Source organism: Fodinibius salipaludis, from assembly GCF_002287075.1.
Taxonomy (GTDB): Bacteria; Bacteroidota; Rhodothermia; order Balneolales; family Balneolaceae; genus Fodinibius; species Fodinibius salipaludis.
In genome coordinates this window covers 544,419-559,907 of record NZ_NSKE01000001.1, presented here as the reverse complement: position 1 = coordinate 559,907, position 15,489 = coordinate 544,419, and the positions used below count along the sequence as shown (strand labels likewise).

Annotated in this window: 13 protein-coding genes; 8 read left to right on the top strand and 5 right to left on the bottom strand. The window is 41.3% G+C overall.

Features of this window, described 5'->3' with window-relative positions; translation table 11 throughout:
- Positions 1 to 15 precede the first annotated feature (15 nt).
- The 4 genes from CK503_RS02225 to CK503_RS02210 all read left to right on the top strand — a co-directional run bounded on the left by CK503_RS02225 (position 16) and on the right by CK503_RS02210 (position 4,545).
- Entirely contained in the window at positions 16 to 543 is a 528-nt protein-coding gene (locus CK503_RS02225) for an OsmC family protein (protein ID WP_095605139.1), read from the top strand.
- The gene (locus tag CK503_RS02220; protein WP_095605138.1) at positions 540 to 1,235 is read left to right on the top strand and encodes a class I SAM-dependent methyltransferase; all 696 of its coding nucleotides are present in this window, start codon (positions 540 to 542) and stop codon (positions 1,233 to 1,235) included. The genes CK503_RS02225 and CK503_RS02220 overlap by 4 nt, the downstream gene beginning before the upstream one ends.
- 28 nt (positions 1,236 to 1,263) lie before the next feature.
- A complete protein-coding gene (locus tag CK503_RS02215; RefSeq protein ID WP_095605137.1) occupies positions 1,264 to 2,085 on the top strand; it encodes a class I SAM-dependent methyltransferase in 822 nt (273 codons plus the stop codon).
- A 225-nt stretch (positions 2,086 to 2,310) separates the two neighbouring features.
- A complete protein-coding gene (locus tag CK503_RS02210; RefSeq protein WP_095605136.1) occupies positions 2,311 to 4,545 on the top strand; it encodes an IGHMBP2 family helicase in 2,235 nt (744 codons plus the stop codon).
- A 12-nt stretch (positions 4,546 to 4,557) separates the two neighbouring features.
- Here the strand turns inward: CK503_RS02210 and CK503_RS02205 are convergent, their stop codons facing one another.
- Entirely contained in the window at positions 4,558 to 6,249 is a 1,692-nt protein-coding gene (locus tag CK503_RS02205; protein ID WP_095605135.1) for a S8 family peptidase, read from the bottom strand.
- Between the two features lie 45 nt (positions 6,250 to 6,294).
- Positions 6,295 to 7,110, bottom strand: coding sequence for a hypothetical protein (locus CK503_RS02200; RefSeq protein ID WP_095605134.1), 816 nt, complete (start codon positions 7,108 to 7,110; stop codon positions 6,295 to 6,297).
- 280 nt (positions 7,111 to 7,390) lie between these two features.
- Between CK503_RS02200 and CK503_RS02195 the strand changes: the two genes are divergently transcribed.
- A complete protein-coding gene (locus CK503_RS02195; protein WP_141239861.1) occupies positions 7,391 to 8,974 on the top strand; it encodes a sensor histidine kinase in 1,584 nt (527 codons plus the stop codon).
- Positions 8,975 to 9,011: 37 nt separating this feature from the next.
- On the opposite strand, the gene CK503_RS02190 is transcribed toward CK503_RS02195, so the two are convergent.
- Positions 9,012 to 9,818 (bottom strand): protein-L-isoaspartate(D-aspartate) O-methyltransferase, encoded by an 807-nt coding sequence (locus CK503_RS02190; protein WP_095605132.1) that lies wholly within the window; start codon positions 9,816 to 9,818, stop codon positions 9,012 to 9,014.
- A gap of 138 nt (positions 9,819 to 9,956) precedes the next feature.
- Between CK503_RS02190 and CK503_RS02185 the strand changes: the two genes are divergently transcribed.
- The gene (locus CK503_RS02185; RefSeq protein WP_095605131.1) at positions 9,957 to 11,612 is read left to right on the top strand and encodes a class I adenylate-forming enzyme family protein; all 1,656 of its coding nucleotides are present in this window, start codon (positions 9,957 to 9,959) and stop codon (positions 11,610 to 11,612) included.
- A gap of 238 nt (positions 11,613 to 11,850) precedes the next feature.
- Positions 11,851 to 12,567 (top strand): hypothetical protein, encoded by a 717-nt coding sequence (locus CK503_RS02180; RefSeq protein ID WP_095605130.1) that lies wholly within the window; start codon positions 11,851 to 11,853, stop codon positions 12,565 to 12,567.
- A gap of 59 nt (positions 12,568 to 12,626) precedes the next feature.
- Here CK503_RS02180 and CK503_RS02175 read toward each other — a convergent pair whose 3' ends face one another.
- Together CK503_RS02175 and CK503_RS02170 are read right to left on the bottom strand one after the other, a co-directional pair.
- Positions 12,627 to 12,983 (bottom strand): four helix bundle protein, encoded by a 357-nt coding sequence (locus CK503_RS02175; protein WP_095605129.1) that lies wholly within the window; start codon positions 12,981 to 12,983, stop codon positions 12,627 to 12,629.
- 114 nt (positions 12,984 to 13,097) lie between these two features.
- Complete coding sequence (locus CK503_RS02170; RefSeq protein ID WP_095605128.1) at positions 13,098 to 13,526, bottom strand: hotdog fold thioesterase; 429 nt, start codon at positions 13,524 to 13,526, stop codon at positions 13,098 to 13,100.
- Between the two features lie 139 nt (positions 13,527 to 13,665).
- Between CK503_RS02170 and CK503_RS02165 the strand changes: the two genes are divergently transcribed.
- The gene (locus tag CK503_RS02165) at positions 13,666 to 15,468 is read left to right on the top strand and encodes an AMP-dependent synthetase/ligase (protein WP_095605127.1); all 1,803 of its coding nucleotides are present in this window, start codon (positions 13,666 to 13,668) and stop codon (positions 15,466 to 15,468) included.
- Positions 15,469 to 15,489: the final 21 nt, after the last annotated feature.

Genomic DNA, 15,489 nt, shown 5'->3' with positions numbered 1-15,489 from the left:
TAAAAAAAAGCAATTATGGCTGATCCAAAAATGATTAAAGAAGCCTTTGAACGAAACAAAAAGGCGTTACAGATGCGTCCGTCAAAAGCGAAGAGTACGACTACAACAAAAGTGCGATTGTTTGACGGAACGACCTGTGAGGTGGAGCATAAACACTGGAAATTCAAGGTGGATATCGGCGAAGCCGAGGGAGGAAATGACGCAGGGCCGGGACCCGGAATTTTAGAACGTGGTGCCTTAGGCAGTTGCCTGGCAATTGCTTATTCGCAGCGAGCTGCCGTGCTGGGAATCCCGATAGATAACATCGAAATTGATGTCGAGTCGGATTTTGATGCTCGGGGCATGTTGCATATTACAGATGATCCGCCCGGATTTGAGGCCATTCGATACAGAGTTTACATCGAAAGTCCGGCTACGAAAGATCAAATAATGAAGATGATCGAAGATGCAGATAAACACAGTCCGGTGTTAGATGATTTTAGTCGAGCTATTCCGGTTGAGCGGGAAGTGATCATCAAATCAAAAGAGAAGGAGGCAACGTGACGCCAACTATTCTGCAAAAACTTCAAAATTATTTCAGACCTGATCCCGATCCGAAAACTATAGCCCAACAACTCCGTCAACCTTCGGGAGACTTAGCTGAAGAAGTTGGTTTTAAAATGAACGAGGCCAATAAACCTCTTTATGATGTGATGATTGATCTGATAGAGCCAAAGGATAACGACCGGATACTGGAAATAGGGTTTGGCAACGGTAAGTTTTTCGACAAGCTGTTTTCAAATGTTAACGGACTGGAAGTTGCCGGAATAGATTATTCCAAAGAAATGGTTGAGACTGCAAAGGAAAATAACAGCGCACCTATTACTTCCGGCAGGTTGGATCTTCAGTGGGGATGTAGTGATGCGCTTCCGTATGACGATCAATTCTTTGATAAAGTATTTTGCAATATGGTAATCTATTTTTGGGATGATCCTGAGCCTCATCTGCAAGAAATTCACCGTGTACTCAAGTCGGGAGGCAGATTTTATACAGGGATGAGGACCAGGGAAAGCATGCTCAATTTTCCATTCGTACAGTTTGGATTCAATCTGTATAAAGTTGAAGAATGGAAAGAAATACTAATTGAGAATGGGTTTTCCCTGCTGGAAACAACGTCAAGATTAGATCCAAAAATGGAATTTAACGGTAGTGAGCTTAGGCTTGAGTCTTGCTGCGTAGTTGCTATAAAAAATTAAAATTCAATCAACACTTAGTTCAACAATTATGAAACCGGAACTACAACGTAGAGTACAGCGATATGGATGGGATTATTCTTCCCCGCATTATGATGCAGGTTGGCAGCACCAGCTTAGTCCGGCCCAGGAGCGGCTGCTTAAAAAGTCGAACCTTCAAAAAGGAGCGAAGGTGTTAGATATATCCTGCGGTACGGGATTAGTGACGATTCCTATCGCCCGGGCCGTAGGATCGGAGGGCGAAGTTGTGGGGATCGATCTTTCCGAAGGTATGATTCAAAAAGCGGCTGAGGAAACAGAAAAGAAAGGATTTTCACATATCACTTTTGAACATATGGATGCTGAAGATCTTGATCTGCCGGATTCGTTGTTTGATATTGCTATCAACTCGCTGGGATTGATGTATTATCCAAATCCGGATAATGCGATAAAGGAAATGTATCGGGTGGTAAAACCGGGTGGACGAGCTACGGCTTTGGTTTGGGGTCGTCGCAGTGCTTGTGGATGGACAGAACTTTTTCCTATCGTAGACCGTCGGGTAGAGTCAGATGTATGTCCACTCTTTTTCCAGTTGGGAACGGGAGAGAATTTGCACAAAACATTTCAAAAAGCTGGCTTTGAAGATCTGAGGTCTGATCGATTTGATATGACACTACATTTCGATTCGGATGAACAGGCTATTACTGCCGCTTTCCTGGGAGGAGCCGTAGCCTTGGCATATCGCAAGTTTGATGAAAAAACCAAAAATGAGGTTCATGCCGAATATATAGAATCCATCAAGTCTTACAGTAATGGGTCTGGATATGAAATTCCGGGAGAATTTGTGATAGTGTCGGGTAGAAAATCCGGATAAAACATATCTAAAGAAGAAAAAGGGTTAGCAAGTTGATTCTAATTATTTAGTGGGATAGTTATATCGTTTTTAGGATAGGCATATCTATTTTTAGTTTCATCAGAGAATTTTCAAAAATGTAATCTGTAATTTTCGGAGATGCTTGGAATTCCTTTTACTTTTTTTTGTGTTTAGATGAAGCTAAATCAAAATAAAAAGAAGATAAGAAGAGATTAGAATAAGGCTATGAGCAATATTTTAATCACTGAACTGAAAAACCAAGGTCCGGGCGATATTCTTGGCGCCATTGGCGGTGAAACAGATATAGATCCGGGCATTATTGGCAATATTGATATCAACGGATCAAGAGCTCTTATAGAAGTAAATAATGGTAAGGCAGAAGAGTTGGCAACTCAATTGAATGGAAAAAAAGTGGATCATTCCAGGGTATCGGTCCGGAATATAGAAGAGGAAGATTTTAAGGATATTGAAACCATTTATGGCTATGTAGACCGGTTCAAACAACTGGTTGAGCTGGAACGCAAGGAGGAAATGCGGGAGCATGAAGAGAGTATTCGTACTCTTTCCGGCCAACAGCGGGAGGCTGAAGGAAAAGCTATTCTTCATTTAAGAGGACGTGACGAAGGCAATGCGCTCGAAGGTAAGCTGGTAAAATTTATGCGACAGCATAAAGGAGAGCCGCTCCCGGAGACTGAAATAGCTGTTGGCGATCTGGTGATGATTTCGCGCAGAGATCCGTTGCTCAGCGATAATCCCACGGGTACGGTTGTGCAGAAAACTAACTATTCTATTACTGTTGCTTTTGATCAGCCCCGGAGCTTTATATTTGACAAAGGATTGCGGATGGATCTATATGTCAATGATATTACCTACCAGCGTATGAAGGATGCATTGACAAGGGTAGAGGAAGCAACCGGACGATTGGCCGATCTTCGGAATATTATAGTAGGGTTGCGTTCACCTGAGGAACCAGAAAAAGCAGAGGTAGATAAGTGGTTCAACAAAGAGCTGAATGAATCCCAAAAAGAGGCGGTAGCCCACAGTTTGGGTGCTGAAGATGTGCATCTTATTCACGGTCCGCCGGGTACCGGTAAGACAACAACAGTTATTGAGGTGATTGAACAAGCAGTAGCCAACGGACAGAAAGTGCTCGCTACGGCTGCATCAAATATTGCTGTTGATAATATGCTGGATTTCCTGCTGGATCGTGGAGTAAAAGCCGTTCGGGTAGGACATCCGGCACGAGTAACGCCACAGCTTCAGAATCATACCCTGGACAGCCTGATCGAGGAAAATGACCAGTATCGTAAGTCGGAAGAGTTACGAGCCCAGGCATTTGAGAAGAAAGAGGAGCAGGAAAAGTTCCCCCATCCATCCGGTAAATATCGACGAGGTATGAGTAATACCAAAATAAAAGAGCTTGCTGAAGAGGGGCGCGGTTCGCGCGGGGTATCCGAAGATAAAATTCAGGAGATGGCCCGCTGGATTGAGCTGCAGAATAAGATCGAGGAGCTTTTTGAGGAAGCGGACCAGCTTCGGGAGGAAGCCGTTAATGAAATTCTGGAGACCAAGCAGGTTATTTGTACCACCAACAGCACCGCCGGCAGTGAACTGATGGAAAACCGGGAGTTTGATCTCGTCGTGATTGATGAGGCTACACAGTCGACTGAGCCGAGCTGTTTGATACCTATTACTCGTGCTAAAAAGGTGGTAATGGCCGGAGATCATCGGCAGCTGCCTCCTACGGTGAAGAATCGAAAAGCTGCTGACAAAGGATTGGAAGACACGCTTTTTGAACGACTGGCTGAAAAGCATTCTGATATCAAAAATATGCTGGATGTACAGTATCGCATGCATGAGAACATTATGGCATTTTCAAATAAGCAATTCTATGATGGGATTTTATCTGCCAATGAAAGTGTAAAAGAGTATACCCTTGAAGATTTCCAGTTGGATATCAATTTATTTGATAACAATTTGACGGAGATTCTTGATCCACGTGAACCGGTTATATTTGTAGATACGGCCGGACGCGATGCTGCAGAGCGGACCAAGCAGGGATCAACATCCAAAGAAAATCCCGAGGAAGCTCTTCTGGTAGCAAAGATGGCGGATAATTTACTGCGATCAGGGGTACAGCCGGAAGATATTGCTGTTATCAGTCCGTATAAAGATCAGGTTGATTTGCTGGACCGTAAAATTGATACGGAAAACCTGGAAACAAAATCGGTGGATGGTTTTCAGGGACGAGAGAAAGAAGTAGTTATTATATCACTGACCCGAAGCAATAAAAATGGAAACATAGGTTTTCTCGAGGATGTTAGAAGACTCAATGTATCACTGACTCGCGCAAAACGGAAGCTTATTATGGTTGGAGATAGCTCTACCGTATCATCCCATGAAGTTTACGCTGACTTTATTGATTATGTACGAGAAAAGGGAAGAGTGATTGAACTATAACTTTTCTTATAATTATTTCTTACTCATCTGCTCTGCTGCCCATAGGGCTTTATATACATTTACTACACCATCAGAAACAGATAATTTTGCAAAGGCGGTCTGTTCGGCTTCCTCGGGATTTCCCTCGCTCGGTACATTTACTTGCTGATCGGGATATTGAGTGGTGTTTTCGAGAATAACTTGCCGAACTTGCTGGGCCGATAATTCCGGATAATAAGCCATAATAAGAGCAGTAACACCCGCTACAACCGGCGATGCCATACTGGTTCCTTCCTGAAACTTGTATTCATTGTCAGGCATGGTGGAGTAAATATCCACTCCGGGAGCAAATAGGTCAACCGTTTGGTCGCCATAGTTGCTGAAGTTAGCGACAAATTTCTGGTTTGGTTTCCAGCTTGTGGCTCCCACACTAAGCCAAAGAGTGGCAGCAGAATCACTTATGGCACTGCTATATTTGTCAGTGGGATAGTTTGCCGTTGTATCAGTATTTTGAGCACTGTTACCCGCTCCGTGCACCATCAGTACATTGTTTTTGTTGGCTTGTGCCACGGCTTTGTCAACAACTTCCTTGTGGGGAGAATAGCTTTTACCAAAACTCATATTGATGATATCCGCCCCGTTATCTACGGCATAGCGGATGGCGTTGGCCACGTCTTTGTCGCGCTCATCGCCATTGGGCACGGCGCGAATGGCCATAATTTCAACATTGTTTGCCACACCATTTATCCCAACCCCATTATTGCGTTCTGCTCCAATAATTCCGGCTACATGTGTTCCGTGAGAAGGATCGGGACCCGCTACATCGTTATTACCGTAATATCGCTCCGATTTATCTTCATAGTCATCGCCCACTATATCGCGTGGATTGAAATCAGGATTGTAACCGTATTTTGCAAACTCGTAAATCTGTTTTTTCTGATCAGCAATAAGTGTAGAGTCGATATCATTTTCCATCACATACAGCATTACATTTTTGGCAAAGTTAAGATCCTGGCTGGTAGGCTGTAGATTTTGGAGATCTTTATAGGAGTAAGACGAGTCGGCAAAATGGTTATTTAAAATATTTTCAGCTTCTGCCTTACTCTGTTCTATATTTTGAATATTTTTATACTGTTGATTGATCTCTCGGATTTTGTCTTCATAATCCGATTTAATTTCCCGGTAATAGAGATATTCTTCTCTTTCTTCGTCCGTTAAAGCAGATGATTTCATTTGCCCATATTTCTCTGTCAGCTTTTGATAAAGACGGGTTAGTTCAAAGGTATCGTGATTTATATTTTCTCCGTCCGCACCGCCAATAAAATTCCAGCCATTTACATCATCCACATAGCCATTATTGTCATCATCCTTGCCATTATTTGGAACCTCATCTTCATTGATCCACATAATATCATCGAGATCTTCATGGTCAGTATCTACTCCACCGTCTATAACGGCAACTGTAACTGTTTTTTGTGGGGATCTATCAGCCAGTAACTCAAAATAAGCTTTGTCGCTGCTAATACCGCGGAATCGAGTAACTTCCTCATCCCAATGGTGCCATCCCTCAGGGGGTTCCAGCATCGTTTCAAAATTTACAGAGTCCGGAGCTTCTTCTTGCTCATATTGTTCAGTAACTCCATCATCAGACGTTGTTTGTTGTGTTGTAGAGCAGCTGTACAATGAAACAGCAAAAGCCAGAATAATTAAAAAACGCTTTTTCATATAGGTAATGGGTATAAATTGATTACAACTAAATGTGATATTGATTTACAACGACTCAACGTTGGTGATAAATCGATCAGAAGCTTCCTGAAAAGCAGTATGAATAGCTTCATTCAGGGATTCCTTAAATTCAGTTCCCGCTTCGGTAGCATAAAAATCAGCATATTTTTTGAGTTGTTCATCTTCCAGTCCGTGGTACATGACCAAGTAATTGTTGACTAACTCATTTTCTAACTGCATCTGCAGGCGGTTCTTAAAATTGTTGAGAACACCGTCAATCTGTGTCTCACTTAAGCTAAGCTTACTGCTGATTGCATCAGTACCAATAACCAAAGAGCGAAATAGGATAGTTTGAGATTCTATTTCAGATTCTTTTGTAGACCTTTGATCAATAATGTCTTTGACAATAGAAATCCGTTCTTGGGACGGTTCATCTTGTTCCAGCTCATATTTTGTGACAATCTGCTTACGGATGCCCTGAACGGTATAAAAATCGGCCTCAGTATTTAGAATAGGTTTGATTGCTTCTGAATCGAGGATGCTAAGAACGGAGTCGGAATAGCTGGGGTCAAAGTTCTCTTTAAAGTTTTTGTGAGCGATCTTGGAAAGAGAGTCAGCGTTATATGCTTCGTTGAATAGTTCTATTAGCTGCTCATTTTTTGAAGCGGATATACCAAATGGATTTTGTGTGAATTGTTGCTCCAGATCCTTTGGAATATCATTTAAAGTTTGTTGGATTGGGACTAATTCCAAAAGCTGATCTATATTATTTCCCTTATTACTACTTGAAGATTCTTGGGCAAAACCCAGAAAAGGAAGTAGGAGAAAACAAATAAAGATCGTTGACCGCGTATATTTCATGATTTATGATATTAATGGAAATAGAAAAGATGAAAAATAATCTAACGATTATTTCCAATGGTCAAAAGCTTCAAATGGTGTATTGATTATTAGTTTTTTTTAATTAGAGAGCTGATTTTTTGTATTCATAAAAACTTATAGTAGAATCAAAATAGACTGATTATTACGTATGCAAAGACAAATTCGATAGAGATGTTTTGAGGAGGATATAATAATCAAAAGGAGTTTAAAAAGAGGGGCAGAACTTGGCTAACCCTAAAAATTGGAACGTATTATTAAGATGAAGAACGAAAAAAAGAGTGCAAGGGGGCAAGATAGAGGGTATTGGCGCCCGCTGCCGTTAGGGTATTTGCTGGAAGAGTATGGGTTGTTTAGTAAAAAGGTAGTGCTGCTACTGGGCTTATGGCTTGTCTTATTTATTATTAGTTTCCTCTCCGTTATTTACTGGATACCGTCAGACTGGGATACGCTGGCAAGTACGAGACAAGCAATTTCGTTGTTTTTGTTGTTTTATCCCCCGCTATTAATATCAAACTTATTACTGTTTTGGTTGGGATTTGAATGGGGATTTATTCCTGCATATCTCTCTACATTTATGGTGGCGCTGGCTTTTAATATGCCCATGCAATGGTCTATACTATTTGGTATAGCAGTTGTTTTAGGGATGGGGATTTTTGCAGTTGTATATTACAGCACTCATTTTAATTACACATTAAACAGTGTTACGCATTTTGCGTTTTTTGTAGGTGTTGCATTGGTAGCGTCGATGGCTTCTTCTCTGGGATCCTTGATATGGAGCCATGTTCATGGTCTGACAATTGAAGAGACACTTATTGCCTGGCAAAGTTGGTGGACCGGCACCTTTCTTCAGCTCGTTTTTATTAATGCTCCCATTCTTTTTGTTGTGGGCAATAGGATAGAGCGTCTTAAGGACAAATATTTTGATGTCCCTGAACGACCTGAAATTTCACTGGGATGGGTGTATAGTGCTATTATATCCGTAGTAACCGTACTGGTGATTTTTATACTCTCTGCCGAACAATTGGGAACCCTGCGGATAGAAGAGGCATTAAGGAATACACCGTCAGATCTTGCAAATGAGATTTTAAGTGCTTCACAAACGTTTGAGTTAACTGCTTGGATTGCTATTGTGATTTTGCTTGCTGCCGGATTGGGAGGTATTCGATTGGTAGAAAGCTGGAATAAGGCGTTAAAAGAACAGGTTCGTATTAAAAGGTCACTGATAGCTGAAATCCATCATCGGGTCAAAAATAATATGCAGTTAGTATCCGGACTTATTGAGCTCCAGCTTCAAAATACAGAAAACAAGCTCGTAGAAGATGAATTGCGAAAAAGTCATTCCCGTATTTATTCTATGGGTAAAGTACATGAGCAGACCTACCAGCACGAAGATGCTGCCGATGTTAATGTAGATGTATATATAGAGAGCGTGATAAAGCAGATAAAAGGTAATTTTGGAGAGATAGATGATGTCCGGATTAAATTGTTTTGCTCCCCTTTTAAACTGACGATCAATCAGGCCGTAACATATGGATTGTTACTTAATGAGCTGTTGACTCTTATTTGTAGGTATGAGGGTAATAATTCCAATGGTACTACCAAAATTTCTATTCTTGTAGAAGAAGGAGATGAGAGTATTAAAACTGTATTTCAGGGCATTTCATCACCATTTGAAATTGCAGGCTCTGGATCTCTGGACGAAACATTAATTAATAAACTTACTAAACAGCTAAATACTGAATTAAATCAGATACAAGGTCAGGGAGAAGGTATAGTTTTAGAATTTACGTTTGATAAAAAAGATTCTCCCTCGCATTTCGGTTCCTGGGAACCTGCCAAGTAACGGTCAAAGAAAGATATAGAATACTATTGAAAAAGAATTACTGTTTTTGACTTTTGCCAGTCATTGGAACAAATCGAACCGGCATTTTTTGTTCTCTGGTTATTTCACCGTCTTTTGTTTTGGTGATTTTTGTTAAGACCTGGTTCTCGTTGACGTTACCAACCGGCGCTACTAACACCCCTTCAGGAGCCAGCTGATCAATTAAAGGCTGAGGGATATCTTCAGGTGCCGCCGTTAAAATTATTGCCTCGAAGGGGGCATGTTTGGGCCATCCCTTGTAGCCATCACCAATTTTGGTTTGGATGGTATCATATCCCAGTATTTCAAATCGCTTGATTGCCTGATCTCCCAATGGTTTTACAATTTCTATGGTATAAACATGTGGGGTAAGTTCAGATAAAACCGCCGCCTGGTAGCCGCTGCCCGTGCCAATTTCCAGTACTTTTTCACCAGATTCAATATCCAGAAGGTCGGTCATGTAGGCGACAATTAAAGGTTGAGAAATCGTTTGGTCATAACCGATTGGCAGGGGACGATTATCGTAGGCATATTCCTGATGGTTTTTGGGCACAAAAAAATGCCGTGGCACATGACGCATGGCATCCAGTACTTTTTGGTCATCTATAATACCGCGGTTTTCAATACCTTGCTCGACCATTTTGCGGCGTTCACTTTTTCGCTGATCAAAACGAGGTCGTTCCCATTCTACGGTATCTGCTGCAACAGTATCTTTAAATTGTGGTGATGGTAAATTGTCAGTCGGCAAAGGGGCAGGATCGTCGAAAGCAAGCCATATTCCGGCAGCTGCTATAATTAAAATGAGAAAACTATTCAGCGTTTTCATGAAAAATGATATTCTTTCGTGTGTATTTTAAAAACATAGTTTCTACAACAGTTCGTTCAAAATAGGGAAGTCATTTGCCTTTCCGCCCTTCAAAACCTAAAATTGAACACAGATCAATGGGGAATAAATAGGTGCTTTATGGATTTTAAAGAACTTCGGCAAAAAATTGAATACGCGCGAAATACTTCTGAACAGTTACCTCCTTTGCCTGTTAATGATATCCCAGAGTTGTTACAACAACGCTCGGATAATAAAGGTAATTATTTGACCTACATTGATGAAAATGAGAACCGGACCGAGGTTAGTTATACCGTATTTTATCAGCATGTAATAAACTGCGCGCGGTTAATGCAGAACCATGGACTAAGTCACGGTGATCGTATTGCTACGATCTCATATAATCACTGGCATACCGTTGTGCAATATTTTGCAGCCTGGCTCTTGGGATTAGTGGTTGTGCCAATCAATTTGGGGGAAGATGATGAGCGTATTGCCTACATCTTGGAGAACGGGGAAGTGGAACTGGCGTTCGTACGTACCGAATACCGGGAGCGATTTCGGGGGATTCTGGAATCCCACAAGTATTTGAAAAATGTGGAGTGGATTGTTTGTGAAGGAGAGATTGAAAATTTCACTCATGAAAAGGGAGATCTTGAACTCCCTGATGATGTATTGGATGATTCAGAAGCCCTGATTGTCTTTACATCAGGCACCACAGGTGCCCCCAAAGGAGTAGCACTAAGTCAGCGTAATTTACTTGAAGATGCCCGGAGCATTGCTGATTGGCATAATATCGATAATCAAACGCGAATGATGTGCGTGCTCCCCATCCATCATGTCAATGGGACCGTAGTTACTTTGATGACCCCATTTTTTGCGGGCGGATCCACGGTGCTCAATCAAAAGTTTAGAACCAGTCGCTTTTTCCCCATTATTAAAGAAGAGGGGGTTCACATCGTTAGTGTTGTGCCTACGTTACTGCAGTATCTCAATAATTATTATTCAGAAAAAGAGACGTCTGATACCTCAACCTTAAAGCACATAATTTGTGGGGCAGGGCCGTTAACCGTCAAAGTGGCAACGACCTTTGAAGAGCGCTTTGATATCCCAATCATCCATGGTTACGGACTTTCGGAGACGACCTGCTACTCATGTTTTCTTCCTGTCGATCTGGACGAAGAAGAACACAAAAAGTGGATTGCTGATTACGGCTATCCCAGTATTGGGGTACCTATTCCGGCAAATGAGATGGCGATCCACGACGAAGATGGTAACGAGCTGGAAGAAGAGGAGCGCGGCGAAATTGTAATCCGCGGGGTAAATGTGATGTTGAAGTATTATAACAACCGGGAAGCAAACGAAAAGACGTTTAAACACGGTTGGTTTCGCAGTGGAGATGAGGGATTCTATGTTAATGATGAGGAAGGGCGTCCGTATTTTTTTATTACCGGCCGGTTAAAGGAACTGATTATCCGGGGGGGAGTAAATCTGGCCCCCCTCGAAATTGATGAGGTGATTAATAAGGCGCCGGGTGTTCAAGCCGGTATAGCCGTCGGATTTGAAAATGATTGGTATGGGGAAGAGGTGGGCGCCTATGTCCAACTTAAAGAAGGCGCAGAGGAAGATGAGGAAGCTATTCTGGAGTATTGCAGAGAGTATTTGCCATTTTCGAAGTCCCCGAAGGTTGTTGTTTTTGGGGATCAGATTCCGGTGACCTCTACAGGAAAGTATCAGCGACGAAAAGTAACGCATCATTTCGAGCAGTGGAAAGATGTGCAGTTTCGGGATGAATAATGGCATGGGGTACGGTGCATAGAGAGTGGAGTGTGGGTGACCGATAAATATATTCTAAAATTTAAATTAAGAGAGAGGAAAGCTATGAGTCAATTTCGATTCCAGGATTTTACTCTCTGCCCGATGCCCCAAGCTCCTGGCCACCGTTTAAACAATAAAACTTGCTCCTCTCTTCGTTATTAATTAAAGTTGAAAAAAGGATATCATCTTCACTACGGTACAAAGGCAGGAGGTCACTATGGCTCATTCACTCGATCTTGATCTTTTTACACACCTTCAATCTGATTTTGAATCTCAGCAGTACAAAATATTGGCGGGACTCAAATCGATTTCTGATGATTTTCAGATGAACAAGATTTATCCGCACTTAAGTCATCTGGTAGAGCTTTATACAACCCTGGATGATATATTAAGTCGACTTCGGGATTTGCGGGATGAGTTTCCCAAACGGATCAAAAAGATCGATTTTGTAAATGAAGTTATTGAGCACGAAGTTGTTTTTGTAGATGGATCCGATCTGTCAAAAGTTGAAGATCTAATTGAGTGGGGATTACCATTGATTAAAGCAAAAATCGAAGAGGGTAAAACGATTTATGAATTTGTGAACGATGAAATCAAGCTCGAAGAAGTCGGTATTATTCCTAATTATACGGATGAGGGATATTTTTTTGTGCCTGATAACGAGGAATCGAAATTGTTACTTTTCCAGTATGAGCTCACTGTTTTTGAAAGTTCACAGGATAGATATCGATCACTGAAAACGGCTTTTCTGAAAGGATTAGAGCAGGACGGAGCTTATCGGTCTCCAAATGCTATTAAACTTAATCTCATCGATGAAAATAAGGACTTACCTAACCCGGCAACTTTTGCGTTTAACACTGATCTGGATTTCCCATTTCGGGAGACGATTTTTCCGGTTACCAAACGAAAATTATTGCAGCAGCTGTATGAGTAGAGTAGTATTGGGTGATGAGTCTTGAGTAGTGAGTATTGAGATTGTTTGGTAGTATTTTTCTATGCAGGAGTTAATTTCTTGGAGAAAGTGAAAATCATCTTTTGAAGTTGATTAATCTCACTCAATAGGATTTTGCCAGCTTTGGAAGGCAGTATATCTAAATTTTTTGCAATGATCAGTTGCGTTTCTAATTCACAGGAAGATGCGTATGCAATACTTAAGAAGCGTTTGAAATCCTTATTAGTATTTCGTCCTGCTCCTTCAGCAATATTTGATCCAATTGATACAACACATCTTCGTAGTTGAGATACTAATCCATATTTTTCTTCAGCCGGAAAGTTTGTAGTTACCTCATAAATATCAGTTGCTAAGGAGATTGATCGTTTCCAGATATCTAACTTTTTGTATCGGTGCATAATAGAAGTTTTTTAATTACTATTTAGCTTGTTAGTATGACCGAATAGTCAGACTATCCTTACAGATTATTTTATAAGAAATTGCACTGAAGTCTCATATCTCAATACTCACAACTAAACATCTACCACAGCCAGCGTACACCTTGATATACAAACCAACTTCTCATCCTCATTAAAAATTTTGGTTTCCCACACCTGGGTTTGACGTCCTTTGTGGATGGGTTTAGAAACGCCGTGCACCGTTTCTCCTTTACGGGCAGCACGTACATGATTGGCATTGATCTCAACACCCACTGCTGTTTTTCCTTCTTCCTCGATATTGAGCCAGGCCCCGACAGATGCCAAGGTTTCAGCAAGAGCAACAGAAGCTCCTCCATGGAGTAATCCGAAGGGTTGTACGGTATTTTTATTGACGGGCATAGTGGCTTTTACTTCGTCAGATTTGAAGGAAGTGAATTCGATGCCAAGAGCATCTCCCATGTTTTTTTCTGAAATAGAAAGAAATTTTTCAACACGTTTTTTAATATTAGGTTGGATATACATAAATGATTCTGTTACAATTGATTAGTGGATGCAGGTTAATTACCAAAATGGAAGATAAATTTAAATAGACTTTTAAATCATCCGCAATCGTTTAAATTATTGGTAAAGATTGTCATCAACAATTAAATATAGTACTGCTATGGCTTACGATCCGACTACTATTGTTTCAGAGATTGAAAAGGGGATACAAAAGCATGACAAAGATGTATTCATTTCTACAAAACGGAATGGAGAATGGGTTGAAACGAGTAAGGAGGAGTTCCAGGAGAAAGTTCGTAATTTTGCCCTTGGGTTGTACGAGCTCGGTGTACGAGCCGGTGATACAGTAAGCCTGCATTCTGAAAACAGCGCTGAATGGGTGATTTGCGATCAGGCAATTCTTTCATTAAGTGCGGTAAACGTTCCTATTTATACTACGCAGCCGGCAGAGCAGATTAAGTACATTTTGGAGAACTCTGAGGCAAAAGTGCACATTGTTTCTAATGATGAGCTTTTTGCCGAAACGAAGCCAATTATTAAAGAGATAGAGAATGTTAAAGCTATAATTTCCATATTTGGCTCCAAGCACGGTAAACTCAAAGAGTTTGATGACATCCTCGAAATGGGAGCAAAAAAGCATGAAGAGAATCCGGATCTGTTTGAAGAATTGCGATCAAAGGTAGGGCCGGATGATCTCGCTTCGCTTATCTATACATCGGGCACAACCGGCGATCCCAAAGGGGTAATGCTCACACACAATAACATTGCTTCGAACTTGCTGGCATCGTTGGAGCGTGTTCCGTTTGATGAAACCGTCCGAGAGCATGAAAAGATGCTATCCTATCTGCCGCTTTCGCATGTTTTTGAGCGAATGATTACCTATATGTATCTGAGTATGGGATATCCTATTTATTATATCGAGGAAGTAGATGAAATTCGTGATGACTTTGAATATGTAAAACCCTATTACTTTGCAACAGTGCCTCGACTTCTGGAAAAAATTCATACCGGAATTAAGGTAAAGGGACAGGAGATGAGCGGACTCAAAAAGCAGCTCTATTACTGGGCTATAAATCGGGCTGAGGAATATGATCCCGAAAATCCCCCCAGCGGATTGGATGCCATTAAGCATAAGATTGCGGATAAACTGGTGTATTCAAAAATCCGTGAACTTTTCGGAGGCAACCTGTTGGGAATGGTAAGTGGTGGTGCCGCTCTTTCGCCTAATTTATTCCGATTTATGAATGCCTTGGGACTCATTTGTATGCAGGGATACGGACTTACAGAGACATCGCCTGTGTTGTCCGTTAATGACAAAGATCATATGCGTGTAGGTAGTTCCGGGAGACCGCTTTCGAATGTAGATATTAAAATTGCCGATGATGGAGAGATTCTTGCAAAAGGGCCCAATGTAATGGAAGGATACTATAATAATCCAGAAAAAACGGACGAAGTATTTAACGATGACGGCTGGTTTATGACTGGTGATGTAGGTAAGCTTGAAGATGATTACTTGTATATTACTGATCGAAAAAAATCGGTATTTAAGTTATCTACCGGTAAATATGTTGCTCCACAGACTATTGAAAACTTACTCAGCGAAAGTGGATTTATTGATCAGGCTATGGTGATTGGCTATCAGCGAAAATTCTGCTCGGCCTTGATCGTACCGGATTATGGAAATGCCAAAAAGTGGTTGAAGGGACGTGGTAAGTCTGTTTCGGATCCTGCAAATGAAGACCCGGAAGTTCAAAGACTTATACAGCGTGAAGTCGATAAAGTGAATAAGCAACTTTCCCCTTGGGAAACGGTCAAAAAGTTTGTGTTGCTGGAAACTCCTTTCTCTATCGAATCCGGTGAACTTACGCCCACACTGAAAGTTAAACGCCCGGTCGTTAAAGAACGTTATGAAGATGAAATCGAATCGATTTACCAGGAAGAGGAGCCAAAGGCAAATAATTAAATACTTTTAGTGTCTTGGGGC

Bases quoted from the DNA above. Each gene is read 5' to 3' on its own strand.
- CK503_RS02225 (WP_095605139.1), top strand. From the start codon at position 16: ATGGCTGATCCAAAAATGATTAAAGAAGCCTTTGAACGAAACAAAAAG.
- CK503_RS02195 (WP_141239861.1), top strand. From the start codon at position 7,391: ATGAAGAACGAAAAAAAGAGTGCAAGGGGGCAAGATAGAGGGTATTGG.
- CK503_RS02200 (WP_095605134.1), bottom strand. From the start codon at position 7,110: ATGAAATATACGCGGTCAACGATCTTTATTTGTTTTCTCCTACTTCCT.
- CK503_RS02170 (WP_095605128.1), bottom strand. From the start codon at position 13,526: ATGTATATCCAACCTAATATTAAAAAACGTGTTGAAAAATTTCTTTCT.
- CK503_RS02180 (WP_095605130.1), top strand. From the start codon at position 11,851: ATGGCTCATTCACTCGATCTTGATCTTTTTACACACCTTCAATCTGAT.
- CK503_RS02175 (WP_095605129.1), bottom strand. From the start codon at position 12,983: ATGCACCGATACAAAAAGTTAGATATCTGGAAACGATCAATCTCCTTA.
- CK503_RS02190 (WP_095605132.1), bottom strand. From the start codon at position 9,818: ATGAAAACGCTGAATAGTTTTCTCATTTTAATTATAGCAGCTGCCGGA.
- CK503_RS02185 (WP_095605131.1), top strand. From the start codon at position 9,957: ATGGATTTTAAAGAACTTCGGCAAAAAATTGAATACGCGCGAAATACT.
- CK503_RS02210 (WP_095605136.1), top strand. From the start codon at position 2,311: ATGAGCAATATTTTAATCACTGAACTGAAAAACCAAGGTCCGGGCGAT.
- CK503_RS02215 (WP_095605137.1), top strand. From the start codon at position 1,264: ATGAAACCGGAACTACAACGTAGAGTACAGCGATATGGATGGGATTAT.
- CK503_RS02205 (WP_095605135.1), bottom strand. From the start codon at position 6,249: ATGAAAAAGCGTTTTTTAATTATTCTGGCTTTTGCTGTTTCATTGTAC.
- CK503_RS02165 (WP_095605127.1), top strand. From the start codon at position 13,666: ATGGCTTACGATCCGACTACTATTGTTTCAGAGATTGAAAAGGGGATA.